Below are 18675 nucleotides of genomic sequence, written 5' to 3'. Positions count from 1 at the left end.
ATGAAAAGAATGTTAATCAACGCAACTCAGCAAGAAGAGTTGCGTGTCGCCCTTGTGGATGGGCAGCGCCTGTACGATCTGGATATCGAAAGTCCTGGACACGAACAGAAAAAAGCGAACATTTACAAAGGTAAAATCACCCGCATTGAACCAAGCCTTGAAGCTGCATTTGTCGATTACGGTGCTGAGCGTCATGGTTTCCTCCCTCTGAAAGAAATCGCCCGCGAATATTTCCCCGCAAACTACAACGCCCATGGCCGCCCAAACATCAAAGATGTTCTGCGTGAAGGTCAGGAAGTTATCGTTCAGATTGATAAAGAAGAGCGTGGCAACAAAGGTGCCGCACTGACCACCTTTATCAGCCTGGCAGGGAGCTATCTGGTGCTGATGCCTAACAACCCGCGTGCGGGTGGCATCTCTCGCCGTATCGAAGGTGATGACCGTACCGAGCTGAAAGAAGCGCTGGCAAGCCTCGAACTGCCTGATGGCATGGGGCTTATTGTGCGTACCGCTGGCGTTGGCAAATCAGCCGAAGCGCTGCAGTGGGACCTGAGCTTCCGTCTGAAGCACTGGGAAGCCATTCAGAAAGCAGCCGAAAGCCGCCCTGCTCCGTTCCTGATCCACCAGGAAAGCAACGTTATTGTGCGTGCCTTCCGTGATTATCTGCGTCAGGACATCGGTGAGATTCTGATCGATAACCCGAAAGTGCTTGAGCTGGCGCGCCAGCACATCGCCGCGCTGGGTCGTCCGGATTTCACCAGCAAAATTAAACTGTACACCGGTGAAATCCCGCTGTTCAGCCACTATCAGATCGAATCCCAGATTGAGTCCGCCTTCCAGCGTGAAGTGCGTCTGCCATCCGGCGGTTCTATCGTTATCGATACCACTGAAGCGCTGACCGCTATCGACATCAACTCCGCACGTGCAACGCGCGGTGGCGATATCGAAGAGACTGCCTACAACACTAACCTCGAAGCCGCTGATGAAATCGCCCGCCAGCTCCGCCTGCGCGACCTGGGTGGTCTGATTGTTATCGACTTCATCGACATGACCCCGGTACGCCACCAGCGTGCGGTTGAAAACCGTCTGCGCGAAGCGGTGCGTCAGGACAGGGCGCGTATCCAGATTAGCCATATCTCACGCTTTGGCCTGCTGGAGATGTCCCGTCAGCGTCTGAGCCCGTCTCTCGGCGAGTCCAGCCATCACGTTTGTCCGCGCTGCTCCGGCACCGGTACCGTGCGTGATAACGAATCTCTGTCCCTCTCCATTCTGCGTCTGATTGAAGAAGAAGCGCTGAAAGAGAACACCAAAGAGGTTCACGCTATTGTGCCGGTGCCCGTTGCCTCTTACCTGCTTAACGAAAAACGTGCAGCGGTAAGTGCGATTGAAGCGCGTCAGGGTGGCGTTCGCTGCATCATCGTGCCAAACGACCAGATGCAGACCCCACACTATCACGTGCTGCGCGTGCGTAAGGGCGAAGAGACGACCACCCTCAGCTACCTGCTGCCGAAGCTGCATGAAGAAGAGATGTCCCTGCCTTCCGATGAAGAGCCAGCCGAGCGCAAACTGCCAGAGCAGCCTGCATTAGCGACCTTCATCATGCCTGAAGCGCCACCGGAAGCTGCCCTGGAAAAACCTGCGGCCAAACCTGCAGCGCAGAAACCAGAAGCCGCGGTAGCAAAAGCCCAGCCGGCGCAACCGGGTCTGCTGAGCCGCTTCTTTGGCGCGCTGAAGAAGATGTTTGCTGAAGAAGAAGTTCAGCCAGAGCAGCCGAAAGAAGAGCCAAAAGCAGCCAAGCCAGAGCGTCAGCAGGATCGCCGTAAGCGTCAGAACAACCGCCGCGATCGTAATGACCGCAGCGAGCGCAATGACCGCAGCGAGCGTCGTGATAACCGTGACAACCGCTCTGAGAATAGCGAAGGCCGTGAGCAACGCGAAGACAACCGTCGCAATCGTCGCGAGAAACAACAGACGAATGTTGAAGATCGTGAAATTCGCCAGCAAGCGGGCGATGAGTCTGAGAAGAGCAAACAGCGTGACGACCAGCAGCCGCGCCGTGAACGCAGCCGTCGCCGTAACGACGAGAAGCGTCAGGCACAGCAGGAAGTCAAAAACCTGAACCGTGAAGAGCCTGTTGAACAGCAGGACGGCGAGCAGGAAGAACGCACTCAGGTAATGCCGCGTCGTAAGCAGCGCCAGCTTTCTCAGAAAGTTCGCTTCGCCTCTGAAGCAACCGAAGAGTCAGGCGCTATCGCGGTTGAAACCAGCGAGATCGCAACCGGTACACAAGTGGCAAAAGTTGACCTGCCAGCGGTCGTTGAAAACAACGTTGAGCAGGATGATAACGGTGAAAACCGTGATAACGCCGGTATGCCGCGCCGTTCACGTCGTTCTCCACGTCATCTGCGCGTCAGCGGCCAGCGCCGTCGTCGCTATCGTGACGAGCGTTACCCGACTCAGTCGCCAATGCCGCTGACCATTGCCTGTGCTTCACCAGAAATGGCCTCCGGCAAAGTCTGGATCCGCTACCCGGTTGCTCGCCCGGAGCAGGTTGTTGAAGAACAGCCTGTAACCGAAGAGGTGATTGCACCAGCAGCCGCGGTAGAAGCTGTCGTGACTGAAGCGGCAACCGTGGTTGAACCTGAGGTTGTTGAACCTGAGGTTGTTGAAGCTGAAGCACCTCACGCAGTGGAAGTTGAAACCACCCATCCAGAAGTGATTGCCGCGCCGGTTGATGCCGCACCGCAGCTTATCGCCGAAGAAGATGCCGTGGTGGCTGAGGAAGTCGCTGAAGAGGCTGAACCTGTAGCCGCAGTGGAAGACACCGCAGAAACCCTCGTTGAAACCACCACTGAAGAAGTCGTTCAGGACGTTGAGATTCAGGTTGAACCGGTTGTCGAAGAAGCGAAAGCGCCTGAGGTGAAACCTGAGCCGGTTGTTTCTGCACCAGCCGCAGCCCACGTGGCGACAGCACCAATGACGCGCGCCCCGGCACCGGATTACGTGCCGGAAGCCCCGCGTCACAGCGACTGGGTACGCCCGGCATTCAGCTTCGACGGTAAAGGCGCTGCAGGCGGCCACAGTGCAACGCATCAGGCAACTGCACCGGCAACGCGTCCGCAGTCTGTCGAATAACGACGCTGAAAGTAAAAAGCCGACCTTATGGTCGGCTTTTTTTATGGCTGCTGCACGGGCTTTCTCATCCCGGTGACCTCCGGCATGACCTGGCGCATCAACTCCAGAAAACGCCGCAAGCGTGCCGGATAATAGCGGGACCAGGGGTAAACCAGATGCACCGGTAACGCCGCTGGCTGCCACTCTGGCAGCAAATGCACCAGCCGACCTTCCCGAATATCATCCTGTACCGTCCAGCTGGATACCACCGCCACGCCAAGCCCGGTGAGCGCCGTGTTACGTGCGACATACAGGCTGTCGGTGCTCAGCCGTGGCGTAATAGCAATCCGCGCGGTGGCGGGTGATGCATCGTGAAAAAGCTCCACGTGGCGCTGGTAGAATGAGCTGATCGCTATCCAGGGAAACTGCTGCAAATCCTCCGGCGTGGTAACCGACGGGAAACGGGCCAGCAGTGCCGGTGAAGCCACCACCGAGCGCGGCACTTCGGCCAGCAGCACGGACACGGTCGCCGGATCGACTTCCACGCCCACCCGAATCGCACAGTCAAGGTTGTCGCCGAGGAAGTCCGCTGACCGATCGTTGAGCATCCACTCAATCGAAAGCTGGGGATAGCGTTGCAAAAACTCGGTTACGGGTTTCAGAAGCTGATCCTGACCAAACGCGTGCGGAGCGCGCACCCGCAGCACGCCTACCGGCTCATCTTCCGTCTGCCCCACCTCATCTTCCAGCGCCAGCCAGCTGTCAATCACCCGACGGGCGTGCTGATAGCAGCGCTCGCCGTCATCCGTCAGCCGCGTCGTGTGGGTGGTGCGCAATATCAGGCGCACGCCCAGCATGGTCTCAAGCGACTGTAACCGTCTGCTTACCGTGGCCTGGGTAGTAGCCAGCTGCCGTGCCGCCGCAGAGAGGGATCCCGCCTCCACAATACGAACAAACGTCCGCATTAGCTCCACCCTGTCTATACGCTCAGCTCTTTTCATCGCATTTGCACTTATACGTTCAACGTATAAGCGTTTTACCACCGGGCCCGCTACCGTCGCAAGGCGTACTGATAAAAAATAGCCTCACACGACGAATGAGGAACATCTTATGAACACAACAACCGCCGCCCATGCCGTGAGCCGCTGGGTAATCTTAATGCTGGCGATCGGTGCAGGTTTCAGCGTGGCATCTATCTATTATGCCCAGCCTCTGCTGCCGCTGATGGGCGCAGACCTTCACCTGAGTATCGAAGGAATGGGCATGGTTCCGACGCTCACCCAGGCGGGATATGCCCTGGGGATCCTGTTCCTGCTCCCGCTCGGCGATCGCCACGACCGCAGGACGTTAATCCTGATAAAAAGTGCGGCGCTGGCGCTGTTTCTTCTCGGCTGTAGCCTGACCGGGCAGATACACTCTCTGCTACTGGCCAGCCTGCTCATCGGCATGGCCGCCACCATGGCACAGGATATTGTCCCTGCCGCAGCCATCCTTGCGCCGGAAGGTAAACAGGGGAAAACCGTGGGTACGGTAATGACCGGGCTGCTGATGGGTATCTTATTATCAAGAACCGTGAGCGGCGTGGTGGGCGAAGCGTTTGGCTGGCGCGTCATGTACCAGCTGGCGGCGGCGAGCATTGCGTTCGTCGGGGTGATGATGTGGTTTGTGCTTCCCCGTTTTGCCATTCACTCCACGCTGAGCTACCCCGCGCTGATGCGCTCAATGGAGCATCTGTGGCGTCGCTATCCGGCGCTGCGCCGTGCGGCGCTGGCTCAGGGCTTCCTGTCGATTGCCTTTAGCGCCTTCTGGTCTACGCTTGCGGTCATGCTGCTGGAACGCTATCACCTGGGTAGCGCTGTAGCGGGAGGATTTGGTATTGCAGGTGCCGCCGGTGCGTTAGCTGCCCCGCTGGCAGGGGGTCTGGCAGACAAACTGGGCGCAGGAAAAGTCACGCAGATTGGTGCCGTTCTTGTGACCGTCTCATTCGCCCTGATGTTCCTGATGCCCGCGCTGGGCGTTCATGGACAGCTGATTCTGATCGCCATCTCCGCCGTCGGGTTCGACCTGGGTCTGCAGTCCAGCCTGGTCGCTCACCAGAACCTGGTATACAGTCTTGAACCGCAGGCGCGCGGTCGTCTCAACGCCCTGCTCTTTACGGTGGTCTTTATCGGGATGGCACTGGGTTCCGCGTTAGGCAGCAATATCTACTCGCTGGCCGGCTGGACGGGCGTGGTCGCGCTGGCGACGGTCTGTGGCGTCATTGCGCTGGCAATCCGTCTGATAGAAAGCGCAAGAGTCACCTCCGCATCAGCAGAAGTTGCATAAAAAAAATGCCCAATCCAGACGGATTGGGCAGTAAAACATGCCCAGTTTCAAGACATGTTCCAAGAGGTCAAGATGTTATTTGTTCAGCTGGAACAGAGACATGCCCTGCATATCGCTAAACGCTTTATAAGACGCCTGCAAGGCCGCCTGCTGCATGGTGTAAGAGGAAATCGCTTCGTTCCAGTCAACATCCACCAGGTCACTCATCTGCTTGGTCTGACCCAGCGCACGGTCATCGCCCAGCGTGTCGAGTTTTTCCAGCTCGTTCATCTTGGTTCCCACATCCGCAACGACCGTCAGGACATTGTTCTGGGAGTTTTTGATGCCGATTTGCGCATTGGCAATCACCTGGCTTTGCGCCGTTGCGGCAGCCGGATCGTTCTCAATCGGTGTCTTCAGCGAGGCAATAGCAGAATCCAGGATTTTGAACATGTTGGTCTGGCCATATCCACCGCCCGGCAGCTGTTCCGCATTACTGGTAATGCTTTCGAAAATTTGCTGTCCGGTATGGCTGATGGTCATATTTCGCGCCGTATCAACCTGCTGCGTGATGGCCTCAGCGCCGCCGTTGTAATCCCCGGTCGCGGCATCAAACGGTGCGCTCTCGGTTTTGTATCCCGCAAAGATAAAGCGACCATTACCATCCGTCGTGTTGGCCAGGTTCATCAGCTGATCGCGGATCCCCTGAATATCGGTTGCCAGAGAAAGACGGTCGTCATCGCTTAATGTGCCGTTTGACGCATAAACGAGCTTCTCGCGCACGCTTGAGATCGCAGTGTTGACCTGGGTTAACACGTTATCTTCCAGCGAGACCTTCTGCGTTGCAAAGGTACGCGCGAGCGCAAACTGGCTGTTTTGCGACTGAGACTGTGACAGAACGATGGCCTGCGACGCGGCGATAGGATCGTCCGAAGGACGATTGACGCGCTTGCCGGTGGACATCTGCTCACCGTAGCTCAGCCATCTGCTCTGGGAATCGGTGATCCCACGCATGTTCTGCTCGTACATCATCTGGGTGCTAATACGCATTGTTCACCTCAACCTTAACGAATGTTGATAATTGCATCGAAGAGCGTACTGGCAGTTTGTAGAACCTGGGCATTGGCCAGGTAATACTGCTGATAACGCTGCAAATTGCCATACTCTTCGTCGAGGTTTACCCCAGAGATGGTCTGCTGCTGCTTGATTAACTGCGTTTCCACGTTGGCTTTCGTCTGGCTGCTCACCTTCAGTGACGCCGTTGAGCTACCGACGGTACTGACGAGAGAGGCATACGCATCGTTGAAGGTTTTATTTCCACCCACCACTTTGCCGTTTTGCAGATCGAGCAGTTTCTGGCCGTTACGGTTGTCACTTTCGCCGCCGTTCTGCACCGATGCCATCGCCAGTTTGGACTCGTCGCTGATCGCGAGATCCATGTTCATGATGACGTTGGAAACAGGCTTCACGGTAAAGCTGTCTTTGGTATTTGCCGTGCCGCTCACGTTGACGTTAAGGCCATCAAACGACAGATTGCCGCTGGCATCCGGGCTCATCGTAAAGCTGGTTTTGTCTGACGTACGGGTGACCGTCCAGTCAGTGCCGTTAAACTGCAGCTTATAGTCTGTCGCCTGGACCTGTTTGCTGTCCGCCACAGAAGCCGTAACAACGGCAGAGCCGCCGTTCTTGCTGTTGGACAGGACCGCCGGAGAACCGAAGTTGAACAGCTTACCGCCCGCATCACCGTTCGCATCAAAACCGGCTTCATGCTGCGTGTTCATCGCGTCGGCAAAGGCCAGCGCCATCTGGTTCAGGCTGTTACGGGCTTTATCCAGATCTTCAGCACGAAATGTCAGTAAACCGCCTAAAGAACCGGTGGTGATAAATTTCTCGGGGATCTCAATATTACCCGCCACGTCATCGACGTAGGCGATAGTCGTACGAGCCGGATCGGCGCTGGACTTCACAGCCGCCAGCTGGCTGGCTTTGCTGCCCTGCACCAGGCTGTAACCGTTGCCGAGAGAGATATTAAACGTGCCGCTATCCTGCACGGAGACTTCCACGCCCACGATTTTGTTCAGTTCAGTCACGAGCTGATCGCGCTGGTCGAGCAGATCGTTAGGCGATGCGCCCGCACCGACGCCGGTCAGACGGGAAATCTGATCGTTCAGGTTCGCAATCTGTTTGGCATAGTTGTTGATCTGAGACACGCTGGTCCCAATCGCGGTATTGACCTGCGTATCCTGGTCACGCAGATACTGATCGTTGGTTTTGAACTGATTGACCAGACCGCCCGCTTTACCCAGCACCGTCTGACGTGCTGCCGGGTCTTCCGCGTTGCTCACCAGGGTTTGCAGGCTTTTGAAGAAGTCCTGCAGGGTGGTGGAGAGCGAGTTGGTGGTATCGGAGAGCACATCGTCAATTTTTGACATCTGCTGATAGCGCGTCGTCAGACCGCTGCTCTGCGTCTGCGCGGCGCGCAGCTGGTTGGTGATGAAGGCGTCATACTCACGCTGGACACCGGAGACATAAACCCCGTTACCTACCCAGCCACCGCCAGTCAGCGTGCTGTTAGATGCACCCAGCACCGTGGTCTGGCGGGTGTAACCTGCCACGTTATAGCTTGAAATATTATTACTGACGGTATTGAGTGCCGACTGCGCGGCACTGAGGCCACTCATGGCGCTGTTAATCAAACTGGACATGGGGGTTCCTTTTATACGTTCAGACACGAGTCCTGATGAAGGTTATCGGCAACCTCCACCGGGACTTGAGAACTTTCAGAACAGATTTTCAATATCTGTGCTATAGGCTTTGCTGACCTTCTCGCCCATGGATTTCAGCTGCTGGATCATGCTGGTGAGCTTGCGCGCATAGTTCGGGTCAGTCGCGTAGCCCGCGTTTTGTAAGGCCTGAGCGCCCTGCTCCGCCGTCGCCGCCTGCGTAACGGCGGTATAACGCGGATTGCGGCTCAGCAGGCCAACGTAGTCGGACAATGCTTCCAGATAGGAGCTGTAGACGCGGAATTTTGCTTTGACCTTCACCGCCGCACCGTTCTCGTATTCGGTGGTCGTGATCTCCGTTGTTGGCCCCTTCCAGCTGGAGGTGGCCTTCACGCCGAAGATGTTGAAGCTCGGATCGCCGTTTTCCTTGCGGATCTGACGCTGGCCCCAGCCCGACTCCAGCGCGGCCTGTGCCAGAATCAGGTGATGCGGCACGCCGCTCTGTTCGCTGGCAAGGCGCGCGGGCAGAGAAAGCTGCGCCAGGAAGTCTTTGCTGTCACCGGAGAGCGGCTCATCGCCGCTGCCCGTGGCTTTTGGCATCGCTTTACGCACCATTTGCGTCAGAGCCTGGTTCTGATAACTGGTCACCGTTTCCAGGTCGAACTTCATCGGCACCTGCTGCGTCTGATCCTGAGGCTGAATGCCCTGCGCGGCTTCGGTCTGTTTCACAATCATGTCAGCCAGACCGAGGCCTTTACCGGCGGTCATCTGCTGCGCAATCTGCTGGTCATACATGCTGGTGTAGAGACGCGTTGAATCACTGCTGAACATCCCGTCTTTCGGCAGGGTTTCACGCATGCTTTTCAGCATCATCTGTACAAACATCCCTTCCACCTGGCGGGCGACCGGGCGGATGTTCGCCGCCGGGTCTTTGCCTGCTTTGGTTTTCAGTTCGTTGAGCGACTGGGCGTCCCAGGCTGCACTGGTCAACAGTTTGCTATCGGTCAGCATTAGATGATTTCCAGTTTGGCGCGCAGGCAGCCCGCGCTTTGCATGGATTGCAGAATGGACATCAGATCCATCGGCGTTGCGCCCAGGGCGTTCAGGGCGCGCACCACGCTGTTCAGGTTGGCGCTGGAGCGAACGCTCTGCAGCGACCCGCCGCTCTGACGCATATCAATCTGCGTTTGCGGCGTCACCACCGTCTGACCGCCACCAAATGGCGTATTCGGCTGGCTCACGTTCGCGGAACGGTTTACCGTCACGGAAAGGTTACCCTGCGCCACGGCACAGCTGTCCAGCGACACTTCCCGGTTCATCACCACCGAGCCGGTACGGGAGTTGATGATCACTTTCGCATCCTGGACCGGAACGTTCACTTCCATATTCTGGATATCCGCCAGCATGCGCACCTGGTTGCTGCTGCCGGTGGAGGTGCGGATCTGCACGGTGCGCGCGTCGAGTGCCGTTGCATTACCGTAGCCGCGGCTGCGGTTGATGGTATCGGCAATTTGCTGCGCCATGGTGAAGTCTTCATTATTAAGCTGCAGGTTGATGGTGTTGCCCGCGCCAAACTGGGTCGGCAGTTCACGCTCAATGATCGCACCGTTGGTGATACGTCCACCGTTCAGCTGGTTCACCTGCACGCTGCTTCCGCCTGCGGATGCCCCCGCACCGCCAACCAGAATGTTCCCCTGCGCCAGCGCATAGACCTGGCTGTCAACGCCTTTCAGCGGAGTCATCAGCAGCGTACCGCCGCGCAGGCTTTTGGCGTTACCCATTGAGGAGACCACCACATCAATGGTCTGCCCCTGACGCGCAAACGCCGGGTAGGACGCAGTGACCATTACCGCGGCCACGTTTTTCAGCTGCATGTTGGTTCCCGCCGGCACGGTAATGCCGAGCTGGGAAAGCATGTTGTTCAGGCTTTGGGTGGTGAACGGCGTCTGGGTCGTCTGGTCACCGGTACCATCCAGACCGACCACCAGGCCATAGCCAATCAGGGAGTTTTCACGAACGCCCTGAACGCTGGTGAGGTCGCGAATACGGTCAGCCTGGGCAAATGTTGCCACCAGCGCGAGCGCCACGGCGAAGATCGATTTAAACATGGGTCACCTCGCTTACATCGGCGATAAATTAAGGAAGAAGCGCTGCAGCCAACCCATATTTTGCGCTTCATTGATATAGCCGTTACCGACGTACTCAATGCGCGCATCCGCCACCTGGGTGGACGGAACGGTGTTGGTGCCGCTGATGGTGCGAGGGTTAACCACGCCCGAGAAGCGAATGAATTCAGTGCCCTGGTTGATGGCGATCTGTTTTTCACCCACAACGTGCAAGTTGCCGTTAACCAGTACCTGGTCAACCGTGACCGTCAGCGTACCGCTGAAGGTGTTGCTGGCGTTCGCGCCGCCTTTGCCGTTAAAGGTATTGCCGCCGGACGCGTTCACATCAGCACGCGCGTTGCCGAACAGCCCTTCGAGATAGCGTGGCACGGTATCGAAGCCAAAATTGGTTTTGCCATCGCGGCTGGCGTTCGCCGACGAGCTCTTGCTCGCGCTGACGTTTTCCTGCAGCACAATGGTCAATGTATCGCCGACGTTACGCGGGCGGCGATCTTCAAACAGCGGCTGATAGCCGTAATTAATCGGCTGCGCGGTCTGGAAAATGGAGCCGTTTACCACTGGCGCGGGGCCAGGAACGGGTTGGGCAGTCGTCGCACCCTGGACCAATGGTTTAGACGGGATCAAAGCACACCCGCTGAGGGTGACAGCCAGAACAGTCAGTATCGGATAACGAAACGCCGCGTTTTTTTGCATTGCCTTCATCTTCGAAAACAGGGAGCCGGTGCGGCGTTTACCGCACCGGGCTACACCTTAGAGTTGCGTCAGTTTCTGCAGCATCTGGTCGGTCGTCGACACTGCTTTACTGTTAATTTCATACGCGCGCTGGACCTGGATCATATTCACCAGCTCTTCCGCCACGTTCACGTTGGACGTTTCAACATAACCCTGGTACAGCAGACCCGCGCCGTTCAGGCCCGGGGTGCTCTCATTCGGCGTACCGGAGGATTGCGTTTCGGTGTAGAGGTTCTCACCAATGCTTTCCAGACCGGTATCGTTCATGAAGGTGGTCAGGTTGAGCTGCCCGACCTGAACCGGCGCGGCCTGTCCCTGCTGGGTCACGCTGACCACACCGTCACGTCCGATGGTGATGCTCAGGGCATTCGCCGGGATAGTAATCGCAGGCTGAACCTGGAAACCACCCGCCGTCACCAGCTGGCCGTTCTGATCGACCTGGAACGAACCGTCGCGGGTATAGGCAGAGGTCCCGTCAGGCAGTTGCACCTGGAAGAAGCCCTGGCCTTTGATTGCCACGTCTTTACTGTTGTTGGTCTGAGACAGGTTGCCCTGGCTGTGCAGACGCTCGGTGGCCACCGGACGAACACCGGTACCGATCTGCAGGCCCGACGGCAGCGTCGTCTGTTCAGAAGACTGCGCGCCCGGCTGACGGATAGTTTGATAAAGCAAATCTTCGAAAACGGCACGCTGACGCTTGAAACCATTGGTGCTCACGTTTGCCAGGTTGTTGGCAATCACGTCCATATTGGTTTGCTGGGCGTCCAGGCCAGTTTTCGCGATCCATAAAGAACTGATCATAAGGAGTCCTGTTAACTCATAGCCAGAAGTTGGTTAGCCTTGCCCGCGTTTTCATCCACGCTGCTGATGATCTTCATCTGCATTTCAAAACGACGGGCGCTGGCAATCATGTCGGTCATGGCTTCGACCGGCTTGACGTTGCTGCCTTCCAGAACGCCGGACATCACGCGGATGCTCGGATCGGCCTGTAACGTGGCGCCACGCGTCGCCTGCGCCGCCTGGGTCAGACGGAACATGCCGTCGTCGCCGCGCTGCACGTCTTTGGCTTCCGCTTTCACCAGCTTCAGACGTCCGACGGGCGCAACGGTATTGGCCGGGTCGCCCGGGTTCAGCGCCGAAATGGTACCGTCCGCGGCGATAGTCAGCTCAGAGCCTTCCGGCACGGTCAGCGGACCCGCTTCCCCCATTACCGGATGACCCTGAATCGTCAGCTGGCCCGTCGCGCTCACCTGGATATTGCCGTTACGGGTATAGCCTTCGCTGCCGTCGGCCGTTTGCACCGCCAGCCAGCCGTCCTGCTGCAGGGCAACGTCCAGCGGGCGCGAGGTGTAGTCCATCTGCCCAGGCGTCATATCTGCGCCAGGGGTTGATGCCGTCACCAGCGTACGGGTCGGCAGGGACAGCCCTTCAACCGGCACCGCGCGCAGCGCATTAAGCTGCGCGCGAAAGCCCGGCGTAGAGGCGTTTGCCAGGTTGCTGGCGGTAACGGCCTGCTGATTGAGCGTCTGACTTGCCGCGCCCATCGCGGTATATATTGCGTGATCCATTGCGCTTTCCTGTTAGCCGCTTAACGCAGGTTAACCAGCGTGTTGAGGATCTGGTCCTGGGTTTTGATGGTCTGCGCGTTCGACTGATAGTTACGCTGCGCGACGATCATGTTCACCAGTTCTTTACTCATATCCACGTTGGAAGCTTCCAGCGCGCCGTTAGTCAGCTTGCCGAAGTTACCGGTGCCTGCGGTACCCAGCAGCGCCACGCCGGAGGACTGAGTGGCAGACCAGACGTTGTCGCCTTCAGATTTCAGGCCTTCGTTGTTCGCGAAGTTTGCCAACACGATCTGGCCCAGAACCTGAGACTGTTCGTTAGAGTAGCTTCCCACCACGGTGCCATCGTCGTTGATCTGGTAGCTCACCAGGTCGCCAGGCTTGTAGCCGTTCTGATTGGTTGCCACAACGCTGTTTGCACCGGTGTTCTGCTGCATGGAGTTCTGGAAGCTCAGGGAGAAGGTCGCCGCCGTCGCACCGCTGACAGAACCCGTGGTGATGTTAATGGCCGGCGTGGCGTTTGGCGTTGCGCTCAGTACACCCGCAGCGTCGTAGTTGTAGACACCCGCCAGGTTACCGTTCGCATCAAAGTTCATCTGCGCCGCTTTCGCTGCAGTAGAACCCGCAACGCTGCCGTCCTGAGTGTAAAGATCCCATTTATTGTTGGCCGTCTTCACGTAGTAGACGTACATGTTGTGGGCGTTACCCTGGCTGTCGAATACGGTCACGGTCCCTTTTTTGTTATAGGTATCCGGGTTGGTCGCATCGAACGGGGCAGTTTGAACAGGATCGGTTGAGTTCAGGTTGATCTGCTGCGTCGCGGTGGTGGTTGATTTCGCCGCCATCAGGGTATTCGGGATAGTAATCGCCTGAGGGTTCGCACCGGTCTGAACGGTTGGAGGCGTTCCAGCTACCGGGTAGCCCGTCAGCTGCATGCCCTGCATGTTAATCAGCGTACGGTTTTCGTCCAGCTTGAACTGGCCGTTACGGCTGTAGAACACAGAACCGTTGGAATCGACCATACGGAAGAAACCGTTCTGGCTGATAGCAACGTCCAGACCACGACCGGTGTTGGTGGTGGTACCGTCGGTAAAGTCCTGAGTGATGCCCGCAACTTTCACGCCCAGGCCGACTTTGGAACCGGCAAACATGTCCGCAAATGAAGCAGAACCGGATTTAAAACCATAGGTCGCGGAGTTGGCGATGTTGTTGCCAATGACGTCCAGGTTGGTGGCCGCAGCATTCAGGCCGCTGACCGCTTGAGAAAAGGCCATGACTTACTCCTGATAAGTGTTAAGGCTTAGATAATCTGCCGAACTTCGTCGAGTGTGGTGGAACCAGAGGTTCCCAAATCCAGTTTGTTGCCGTCGCTTCCTTTAATCACGCCCTGGACCAGCGCGAACTGCAGCGGCTGCGCCACCAGCTGGGTCGTCCCGTTGCTGGCGCTGATCGCTACTTTGTAAGAACCGTTTGGTGCTTTAGTGCCGTCGGTCAGGCTGCCATCCCACGTAAAGGTGTGAACGCCCGCCTTCAGCTCACCGATATCAATGGTGCGAACCACCACGTTATTGGCATCCATGATCGTTGCAGTGACCTTCTCAGCCGCCTGCTGGAGCTCAACGCCAAACGGCGTGGTGGTCGTTGTGCTGTTGCCTTCAGTGGTGCTGGTGCCCGCCAGAATCGTGGTTCCCGGGATCATCACCCCGTGGCCAATCAGGCTTGCCGCCTGCAGAGACTGGGCACTGTTGATCTGCCCGGAGACGGAGCCGAGGGTGGTGTTGAGTTTCTCAATGCCGCTCACGGTGCTGATCTGCGCAAGCTGCGTGGTCAGTTCGTTGTTCTGCATTGGGTTGGTGGGATCCTGGTTCTTAAGCTGCGCCACCAGCAGCGTCAGAAAGCTGCCCTGAAGATCGGAGGCATTGCTCCCGGTGAGGGAGTTAGAACCCGTCGTACTCTTCGTGTTATTAACACCCGAGTTCGTAGGATCATTCACATTTACGGCGATGGACATGCATGTCTCCTTTACTGGCCGAGAGTGAGCGTTTTGAGCATCATGCTCTTCACGGTATTCAGCACTTCAACGTTGGCCTGGTAGCTGCGGGAAGCCGACATGGAGTTCACCATCTCACCCACCACATCCACGTTTGGCATTTTCACGTATCCGCTGGCATCCGCGAGCGGGTTACCCGGCTCATACACCAGTCTGTCCGGCGCCTGGCTCTCTACCACATCAGACACCTTCACGCCGCCCGTCGCCGCGCCCGGCGCAGCATCGACCTGAAAGACAACCTGTTTGGCGCGATAAGGCTGGCCGTCTGGTCCGGTTACGCTGTCGGCGTTCGCCAGGTTACTGGCAGCCACGTTCAGGCGTTTGGACTGCGCGGTTAACGCCGAACCGGCAATATCAAAAATATTCAACAAGGCCATCTATCAGTTCCCCCCCTGCAGGACGTTCATCATGCCTTTGATTTGTCCGCCGAGTACGGTCAGGCCCGTCTGGTATTTCAGACTGTTATCGGCAAACTGGGTACGCTCCCGGTCCATATCCACGGTGTTACCGTCGAGTGAGGGCTGATCGGGAATGCGGTAAAGTAAATCGGTCGCTGGCGCGGTCATCGCCTGAGCAGGAATATGGCGAGAGGATGTCATGGCAAGTGCAACACCCGTTCCTTCGGCACGTCCACGCTCCATCACCTTTTTGAGTTCACTGGAAAAATCAATATCGCGCGCCTGAAACCCTGGGGTATCGGCGTTAGCGATGTTGGCGGCTAAAATCTCCTGCCGCTGGGCGCGTAAATTGAGCGCTTCCTGCTGAAAACGTAACGCGGCGTCGAGTTTATCGAGCATGTCTCCTCCGCTGATGGCAAAATTTCAGTTCACAGCTTAAATCTCACCCGGTCTCCCCTATCGACGGAATAAGCGCAAAATGCGTCGCTATTTATTGCGTTGATGCAAAACCACTGCAGGTAGAATTCATTCAACTCTGGAAACGGTGGAACTTGCGATGCAAACGTTAAAACGTGGCCTGGTGGCAACTTTCTTGCTGTTTAGCCCTCTGGTGCAGGCTGAAGGCTTACAGGATCGGCTGACGGCTTTTTTTGCTGAAAAGCTGGCGGGCTTTAGCGATGAGGTTAACGTTACCGTGCGCACCCCACCGAATCTGTACCCGACCTGTGACCAACCGTCATTCAGCGTGACGGGAACCACCCGGCTGTGGGGAAATGTGAACGTGCTGGCACGCTGCGCGAACGAAAAACGCTATTTACAGGTTGCAGTTCAGGCGACGGGCAATTATGTTGTCGCCGCCGTGCCCATTGCGCGCGGCAGCGTGCTGCAGACGAACAGCGTGACGTTAAAGCGCGGCCGTCTGGACCAGCTGCCTCCACGCACCATGCTGGAAATGAACCAGGCACAGGACGCCGTCAGCCTGCGCGATGTCGCACCCGGCCAGCCGATACAGCTCTCAATGCTGCGTCAGTCATGGCGGGTAAAAGCAGGTCAACAGGTGATGGTGGTGGCCAACGGAGATGGCTTTAGCATCAACAGTGAAGGGAAAGCGTTAAACAATGCCGCGGTGGCGCAAAACGCCCGCGTCAGAATGTCCTCAGGCCAGGTGGTGAGCGGAACCGTCGATTCTGATGGGAATATTCTGATTAACCTATAATCTTTTTAAAGATTTCGCGGCGCGTGCCGATAAATATTCCACTAATGATGATGTCAGGCGCAAACGCCGCGAACCCTCGATGAGGACAACACTATGAGCATTGATCGTACATCAGCCCTGAAGCCGGTAAGCGCTGTACAACCTCGCGAAACGAATGACGCTCCTGCGCAGAAAACGCGTCTGGAAAAACCGTCAACGTCCAACAGCACCAGCGTGACCCTGAGCGACGCACAGGCAAAACTGATGCAGCCAGGCAGCAACGATATCAATATGGAACGTGTTGAAGCGCTGAAAACGGCTATTCGTAACGGTGAGCTGAAAATGGACACCAGCAAAATCGCTGACGCCCTGATTCAGGAAGCACAGAGTTTCTTACAGAGTAACTAACCGTATGAGTCGACTGTCAGAAATACTGGATCAAATGACGGTTGTTCTTAACGACCTGAAAACGGTAATGGACGCTGAACAGCAGCATCTCTCTTCCGGTCACATCAACGGCAGCGCGCTGCAGCGTATTACTGAAGATAAGAGTTCGCTACTGGCGACGCTGGATTATCTGGAGCAGCAGCGCCGCGCTGAGCAGGATCCTAAGCGTAGCGCCAATGACGATATTATTGAGCGCTGGCAAACCATTACCGAAAAAACCCAGCACCTGCGCGACCTTAACCAGCACAACGGCTGGCTACTGGAAGGTCAGATTGAACGTAATCAGCAGGCGCTTGAGGTATTGAAACCGCATAAAGAAACCGGACTGTACGGTGCGGATGGTCAAACAGCGACTGCACGTATTGCGGGAGTTAAAAAGATTTCGATTTGACGCCTGTGCGACAAATCATGCAGCGGGGAGCACCATAAGGTGAACTCCCCTTTTGGCGTTTATGCCGTACGGCGGGCAAACTCTTTCACTTTGAATCCCAACACCGCGAGCGTGGCAAAGTAAGCCACCACCCCGACGCCTACCACGGCCATCAGCCGCATCAGACGATAAGGCATGGTGCCGACGGACCACTCCGGCATCACGTACATCATGCCGAGCAGCGCGGCTGACATCACCAGTACCGCAACGATCAGACGTGCCAGGAAACTTCCCCACCCCGGCTGCGGCGTGAAAATATCCTGCTTGCGCAGCTGCCAGTACAACAGCCCGGCATTCAGACAGGCCGCCAGACCAATAGACAGCGACAGGCCGGCATGCTTCAGCGGACCAATAAACGCCAGGTTCATCAGCTGGGTCATAATCAGCGTCACGATGGCAATTTTCACCGGCGTTTTGATGTCCTGACGCGAGTAGAACCCGGGCGCCAGCACCTTGACGACGATCAGCCCCATCAAGCCGACCGAGTAGGCAATCAGCGCGCGCTGGGTCATGGCGGCATCAAAGGCGGTGAATTTCCCGTACTGAAAGAGCGACACCGTCAGCGGTTTGGCCAGAATACCCAGCGCTACCGCGCTTGGCAGGGCCAGCAGGAAGCAGAGACGTAAACCCCAGTCCATCAGGCGGCAATATTCATCATGGTTTCCGCTGGCAAAACTTTTCGACAGCGACGGCAGCAGGATGGTCCCCAGCGCCACACCCAGCACCCCGGACGGGAACTCCATCAGACGGTCGGCGTAGTACATCCAGGATACCGAGCCGGACACGAGGAAAGAGGCAAAGATGGTGTTGATGATAAGCGAGATCTGGCTGACGGAGACGCCGAGAATGGCGGGCCCCATCTGCTTGATCACGCGCATCGCCCCGGCATCTTTAAGATTGATGCGCGGCAGCACCAGCATGCCGATTTTTTTCAGATGCGGCAGCTGGTACGCCAGCTGCAGCACGCCGCCGACGGTAACCGCCCAGGCCAGCGCCAGCACCGGCGGGTTGAAGTGCGGCGCGGCGAACAGGGCAAAACCGATCATGCTGACGTTGAGAAACGTTGGCGCAAACGCCGGGACAGAGAAGCGGTTCCAGGTGTTCAGGATCGCCCCCACCAGCGAGGCCAGCGAGATGAGCAGAATATAGGGGAAAGTAATGCGCAGCAGCTGCGAGGTCAGCGCAAATTTGTCAGCCGTATCGGCAAAACCGGGCGCGGTCACCATAATCACCCACGGCGCGGCCAGCATCCCGAGAACGGTCACCACCGCCAAAGCCAGCGTCAGCAGCCCGGAGACATAAGAAACAAAGACGCGCGTCGCGTCTTCACCCTGCTTGCTTTTATATTCCGCGAGTATAGGCACGAATGCCTGGGAAAACGCCCCTTCAGCAAAAATACGACGCAGCAGGTTCGGCAATTTGAACGCGACGAAAAAGGCGTCCGTGGCCATCCCTGCACCAAATACCCTTGCCACAATGGCGTCGCGCGCAAAACCCAGCACGCGGGAAAACATGGTCATCGAGCTGACGGCCGCCAGCGATTTTAATAAGTTCATTAACGTGAATTTCCAGAACCATACGGATTTGTAGA

General features: G+C 57.1%; 18 protein-coding genes. 5 read left to right on the top strand and 13 right to left on the bottom strand.

The features are described 5' to 3' along the window. A complete protein-coding gene (rne, locus tag IM317_RS08800) occupies positions 1–3135 on the top strand; it encodes a ribonuclease E (RefSeq protein WP_033145211.1) in 3135 nt (1044 codons plus the stop codon). A gap of 41 nt (positions 3136–3176) precedes the next feature. Here the strand turns inward: rne and IM317_RS08795 are convergent, their stop codons facing one another. Then, positions 3177–4079, bottom strand: a complete 903-nt coding sequence (locus IM317_RS08795) for a LysR family transcriptional regulator (RefSeq protein WP_072196675.1) — start codon at positions 4077–4079, stop codon at positions 3177–3179. Between the two features lie 145 nt (positions 4080–4224). Here IM317_RS08795 and IM317_RS08790 point away from each other — a divergent pair, with 145 nt between their 5' ends. Further along, positions 4225–5439, top strand: a complete 1215-nt coding sequence (locus IM317_RS08790; RefSeq protein WP_033145209.1) for an MFS transporter — start codon at positions 4225–4227, stop codon at positions 5437–5439. Between the two features lie 75 nt (positions 5440–5514). Here the strand turns inward: IM317_RS08790 and flgL are convergent, their stop codons facing one another. From flgL to flgB, 11 genes are all read right to left on the bottom strand, one after another. Continuing rightward, on the bottom strand, positions 5515–6468 hold the full coding sequence (gene flgL / locus IM317_RS08785; RefSeq protein ID WP_033145208.1) for a flagellar hook-associated protein FlgL: 954 nt from the start codon (positions 6466–6468) through the stop codon (positions 5515–5517). Positions 6469–6482: 14 nt separating this feature from the next. Further along, positions 6483–8123 carry a flagellar hook-associated protein FlgK gene (gene flgK, locus IM317_RS08780; RefSeq protein ID WP_033145207.1) on the bottom strand — a complete coding sequence of 547 codons (1641 nt, stop codon included), beginning with the start codon at positions 8121–8123 and terminating at the stop codon, positions 6483–6485. 75 nt (positions 8124–8198) lie between these two features. Beyond that, on the bottom strand, positions 8199–9152 hold the full coding sequence (gene flgJ / locus IM317_RS08775; protein ID WP_033145206.1) for a flagellar assembly peptidoglycan hydrolase FlgJ: 954 nt from the start codon (positions 9150–9152) through the stop codon (positions 8199–8201). Beyond that, complete coding sequence (locus IM317_RS08770) at positions 9152–10249, bottom strand: flagellar basal body P-ring protein FlgI (RefSeq protein ID WP_029740346.1); 1098 nt, start codon at positions 10247–10249, stop codon at positions 9152–9154. Before IM317_RS08770 ends, flgJ begins: the two co-directional genes overlap by 1 nt. 12 nt (positions 10250–10261) lie before the next feature. Then, positions 10262–10960, bottom strand: coding sequence for a flagellar basal body L-ring protein FlgH (gene flgH / locus IM317_RS08765; protein WP_024909015.1), 699 nt, complete (start codon positions 10958–10960; stop codon positions 10262–10264). Between the two features lie 57 nt (positions 10961–11017). Further along, positions 11018–11800 (bottom strand): flagellar basal-body rod protein FlgG, encoded by a 783-nt coding sequence (gene flgG, locus IM317_RS08760; RefSeq protein ID WP_008500810.1) that lies wholly within the window; start codon positions 11798–11800, stop codon positions 11018–11020. Positions 11801–11811: 11 nt separating this feature from the next. Further along, positions 11812–12567 carry a flagellar basal body rod protein FlgF gene (locus tag IM317_RS08755; RefSeq protein WP_033145205.1) on the bottom strand — a complete coding sequence of 252 codons (756 nt, stop codon included), beginning with the start codon at positions 12565–12567 and terminating at the stop codon, positions 11812–11814. A gap of 20 nt (positions 12568–12587) precedes the next feature. Next, a complete protein-coding gene (flgE, locus tag IM317_RS08750; protein WP_033145204.1) occupies positions 12588–13838 on the bottom strand; it encodes a flagellar hook protein FlgE in 1251 nt (416 codons plus the stop codon). 26 nt (positions 13839–13864) lie between these two features. Then, positions 13865–14575 (bottom strand): flagellar hook assembly protein FlgD, encoded by a 711-nt coding sequence (flgD, locus tag IM317_RS08745; protein WP_033145203.1) that lies wholly within the window; start codon positions 14573–14575, stop codon positions 13865–13867. A gap of 11 nt (positions 14576–14586) precedes the next feature. Beyond that, complete coding sequence (gene flgC / locus IM317_RS08740) at positions 14587–14991, bottom strand: flagellar basal body rod protein FlgC (RefSeq protein WP_008500814.1); 405 nt, start codon at positions 14989–14991, stop codon at positions 14587–14589. Positions 14992–14994: 3 nt separating this feature from the next. Further along, on the bottom strand, positions 14995–15411 hold the full coding sequence (gene flgB, locus IM317_RS08735; RefSeq protein WP_023311135.1) for a flagellar basal body rod protein FlgB: 417 nt from the start codon (positions 15409–15411) through the stop codon (positions 14995–14997). A 157-nt stretch (positions 15412–15568) separates the two neighbouring features. On the opposite strand from flgB, the gene flgA reads away from it, so the two are divergent. From flgA to flgN, 3 genes are all read left to right on the top strand, one after another. After that, entirely contained in the window at positions 15569–16228 is a 660-nt protein-coding gene (flgA, locus tag IM317_RS08730) for a flagellar basal body P-ring formation chaperone FlgA (RefSeq protein WP_023311134.1), read from the top strand. A 93-nt stretch (positions 16229–16321) separates the two neighbouring features. Continuing rightward, complete coding sequence (flgM, locus tag IM317_RS08725) at positions 16322–16615, top strand: flagellar biosynthesis anti-sigma factor FlgM (RefSeq protein WP_023311133.1); 294 nt, start codon at positions 16322–16324, stop codon at positions 16613–16615. A gap of 4 nt (positions 16616–16619) precedes the next feature. Next, complete coding sequence (gene flgN / locus IM317_RS08720; RefSeq protein WP_008500818.1) at positions 16620–17045, top strand: flagella biosynthesis chaperone FlgN; 426 nt, start codon at positions 16620–16622, stop codon at positions 17043–17045. A 59-nt stretch (positions 17046–17104) separates the two neighbouring features. On the opposite strand, the gene murJ is transcribed toward flgN, so the two are convergent. Next, positions 17105–18640, bottom strand: a complete 1536-nt coding sequence (gene murJ, locus IM317_RS08715) for a murein biosynthesis integral membrane protein MurJ (RefSeq protein ID WP_033145202.1) — start codon at positions 18638–18640, stop codon at positions 17105–17107. Between the last annotated feature and the right edge of the window lie 35 nt (positions 18641–18675).

Source organism: Enterobacter cloacae complex sp. S3, from assembly GCF_014930495.1.
Taxonomy (GTDB): domain Bacteria; phylum Pseudomonadota; class Gammaproteobacteria; order Enterobacterales; family Enterobacteriaceae; genus Enterobacter; species Enterobacter asburiae_B.
This window is presented reverse-complemented; position numbering and strand designations above follow the sequence as displayed.

What these genes read in the sequence shown, in the direction of transcription:
- IM317_RS08770 (WP_029740346.1), bottom strand. Translation starts at nt 10,249, where the DNA reads ATGTTTAAATCGATCTTCGCCGTGGCGCTCGCGCTGGTGGCAACATTT.
- IM317_RS08790 (WP_033145209.1), top strand. Translation starts at nt 4,225, where the DNA reads ATGAACACAACAACCGCCGCCCATGCCGTGAGCCGCTGGGTAATCTTA.
- rne (WP_033145211.1), top strand. Translation starts at nt 1, where the DNA reads ATGAAAAGAATGTTAATCAACGCAACTCAGCAAGAAGAGTTGCGTGTC.
- flgG (WP_008500810.1), bottom strand. Translation starts at nt 11,800, where the DNA reads ATGATCAGTTCTTTATGGATCGCGAAAACTGGCCTGGACGCCCAGCAA.
- flgB (WP_023311135.1), bottom strand. Translation starts at nt 15,411, where the DNA reads ATGCTCGATAAACTCGACGCCGCGTTACGTTTTCAGCAGGAAGCGCTC.
- flgJ (WP_033145206.1), bottom strand. Translation starts at nt 9,152, where the DNA reads ATGCTGACCGATAGCAAACTGTTGACCAGTGCAGCCTGGGACGCCCAG.
- flgM (WP_023311133.1), top strand. Translation starts at nt 16,322, where the DNA reads ATGAGCATTGATCGTACATCAGCCCTGAAGCCGGTAAGCGCTGTACAA.
- flgN (WP_008500818.1), top strand. Translation starts at nt 16,620, where the DNA reads ATGAGTCGACTGTCAGAAATACTGGATCAAATGACGGTTGTTCTTAAC.
- IM317_RS08755 (WP_033145205.1), bottom strand. Translation starts at nt 12,567, where the DNA reads ATGGATCACGCAATATATACCGCGATGGGCGCGGCAAGTCAGACGCTC.
- flgE (WP_033145204.1), bottom strand. Translation starts at nt 13,838, where the DNA reads ATGGCCTTTTCTCAAGCGGTCAGCGGCCTGAATGCTGCGGCCACCAAC.
- flgK (WP_033145207.1), bottom strand. Translation starts at nt 8,123, where the DNA reads ATGTCCAGTTTGATTAACAGCGCCATGAGTGGCCTCAGTGCCGCGCAG.
- IM317_RS08795 (WP_072196675.1), bottom strand. Translation starts at nt 4,079, where the DNA reads ATGCGGACGTTTGTTCGTATTGTGGAGGCGGGATCCCTCTCTGCGGCG.
- flgD (WP_033145203.1), bottom strand. Translation starts at nt 14,575, where the DNA reads ATGTCCATCGCCGTAAATGTGAATGATCCTACGAACTCGGGTGTTAAT.
- murJ (WP_033145202.1), bottom strand. Translation starts at nt 18,640, where the DNA reads ATGAACTTATTAAAATCGCTGGCGGCCGTCAGCTCGATGACCATGTTT.
- flgL (WP_033145208.1), bottom strand. Translation starts at nt 6,468, where the DNA reads ATGCGTATTAGCACCCAGATGATGTACGAGCAGAACATGCGTGGGATC.
- flgC (WP_008500814.1), bottom strand. Translation starts at nt 14,991, where the DNA reads ATGGCCTTGTTGAATATTTTTGATATTGCCGGTTCGGCGTTAACCGCG.
- flgA (WP_023311134.1), top strand. Translation starts at nt 15,569, where the DNA reads ATGCAAACGTTAAAACGTGGCCTGGTGGCAACTTTCTTGCTGTTTAGC.
- flgH (WP_024909015.1), bottom strand. Translation starts at nt 10,960, where the DNA reads ATGCAAAAAAACGCGGCGTTTCGTTATCCGATACTGACTGTTCTGGCT.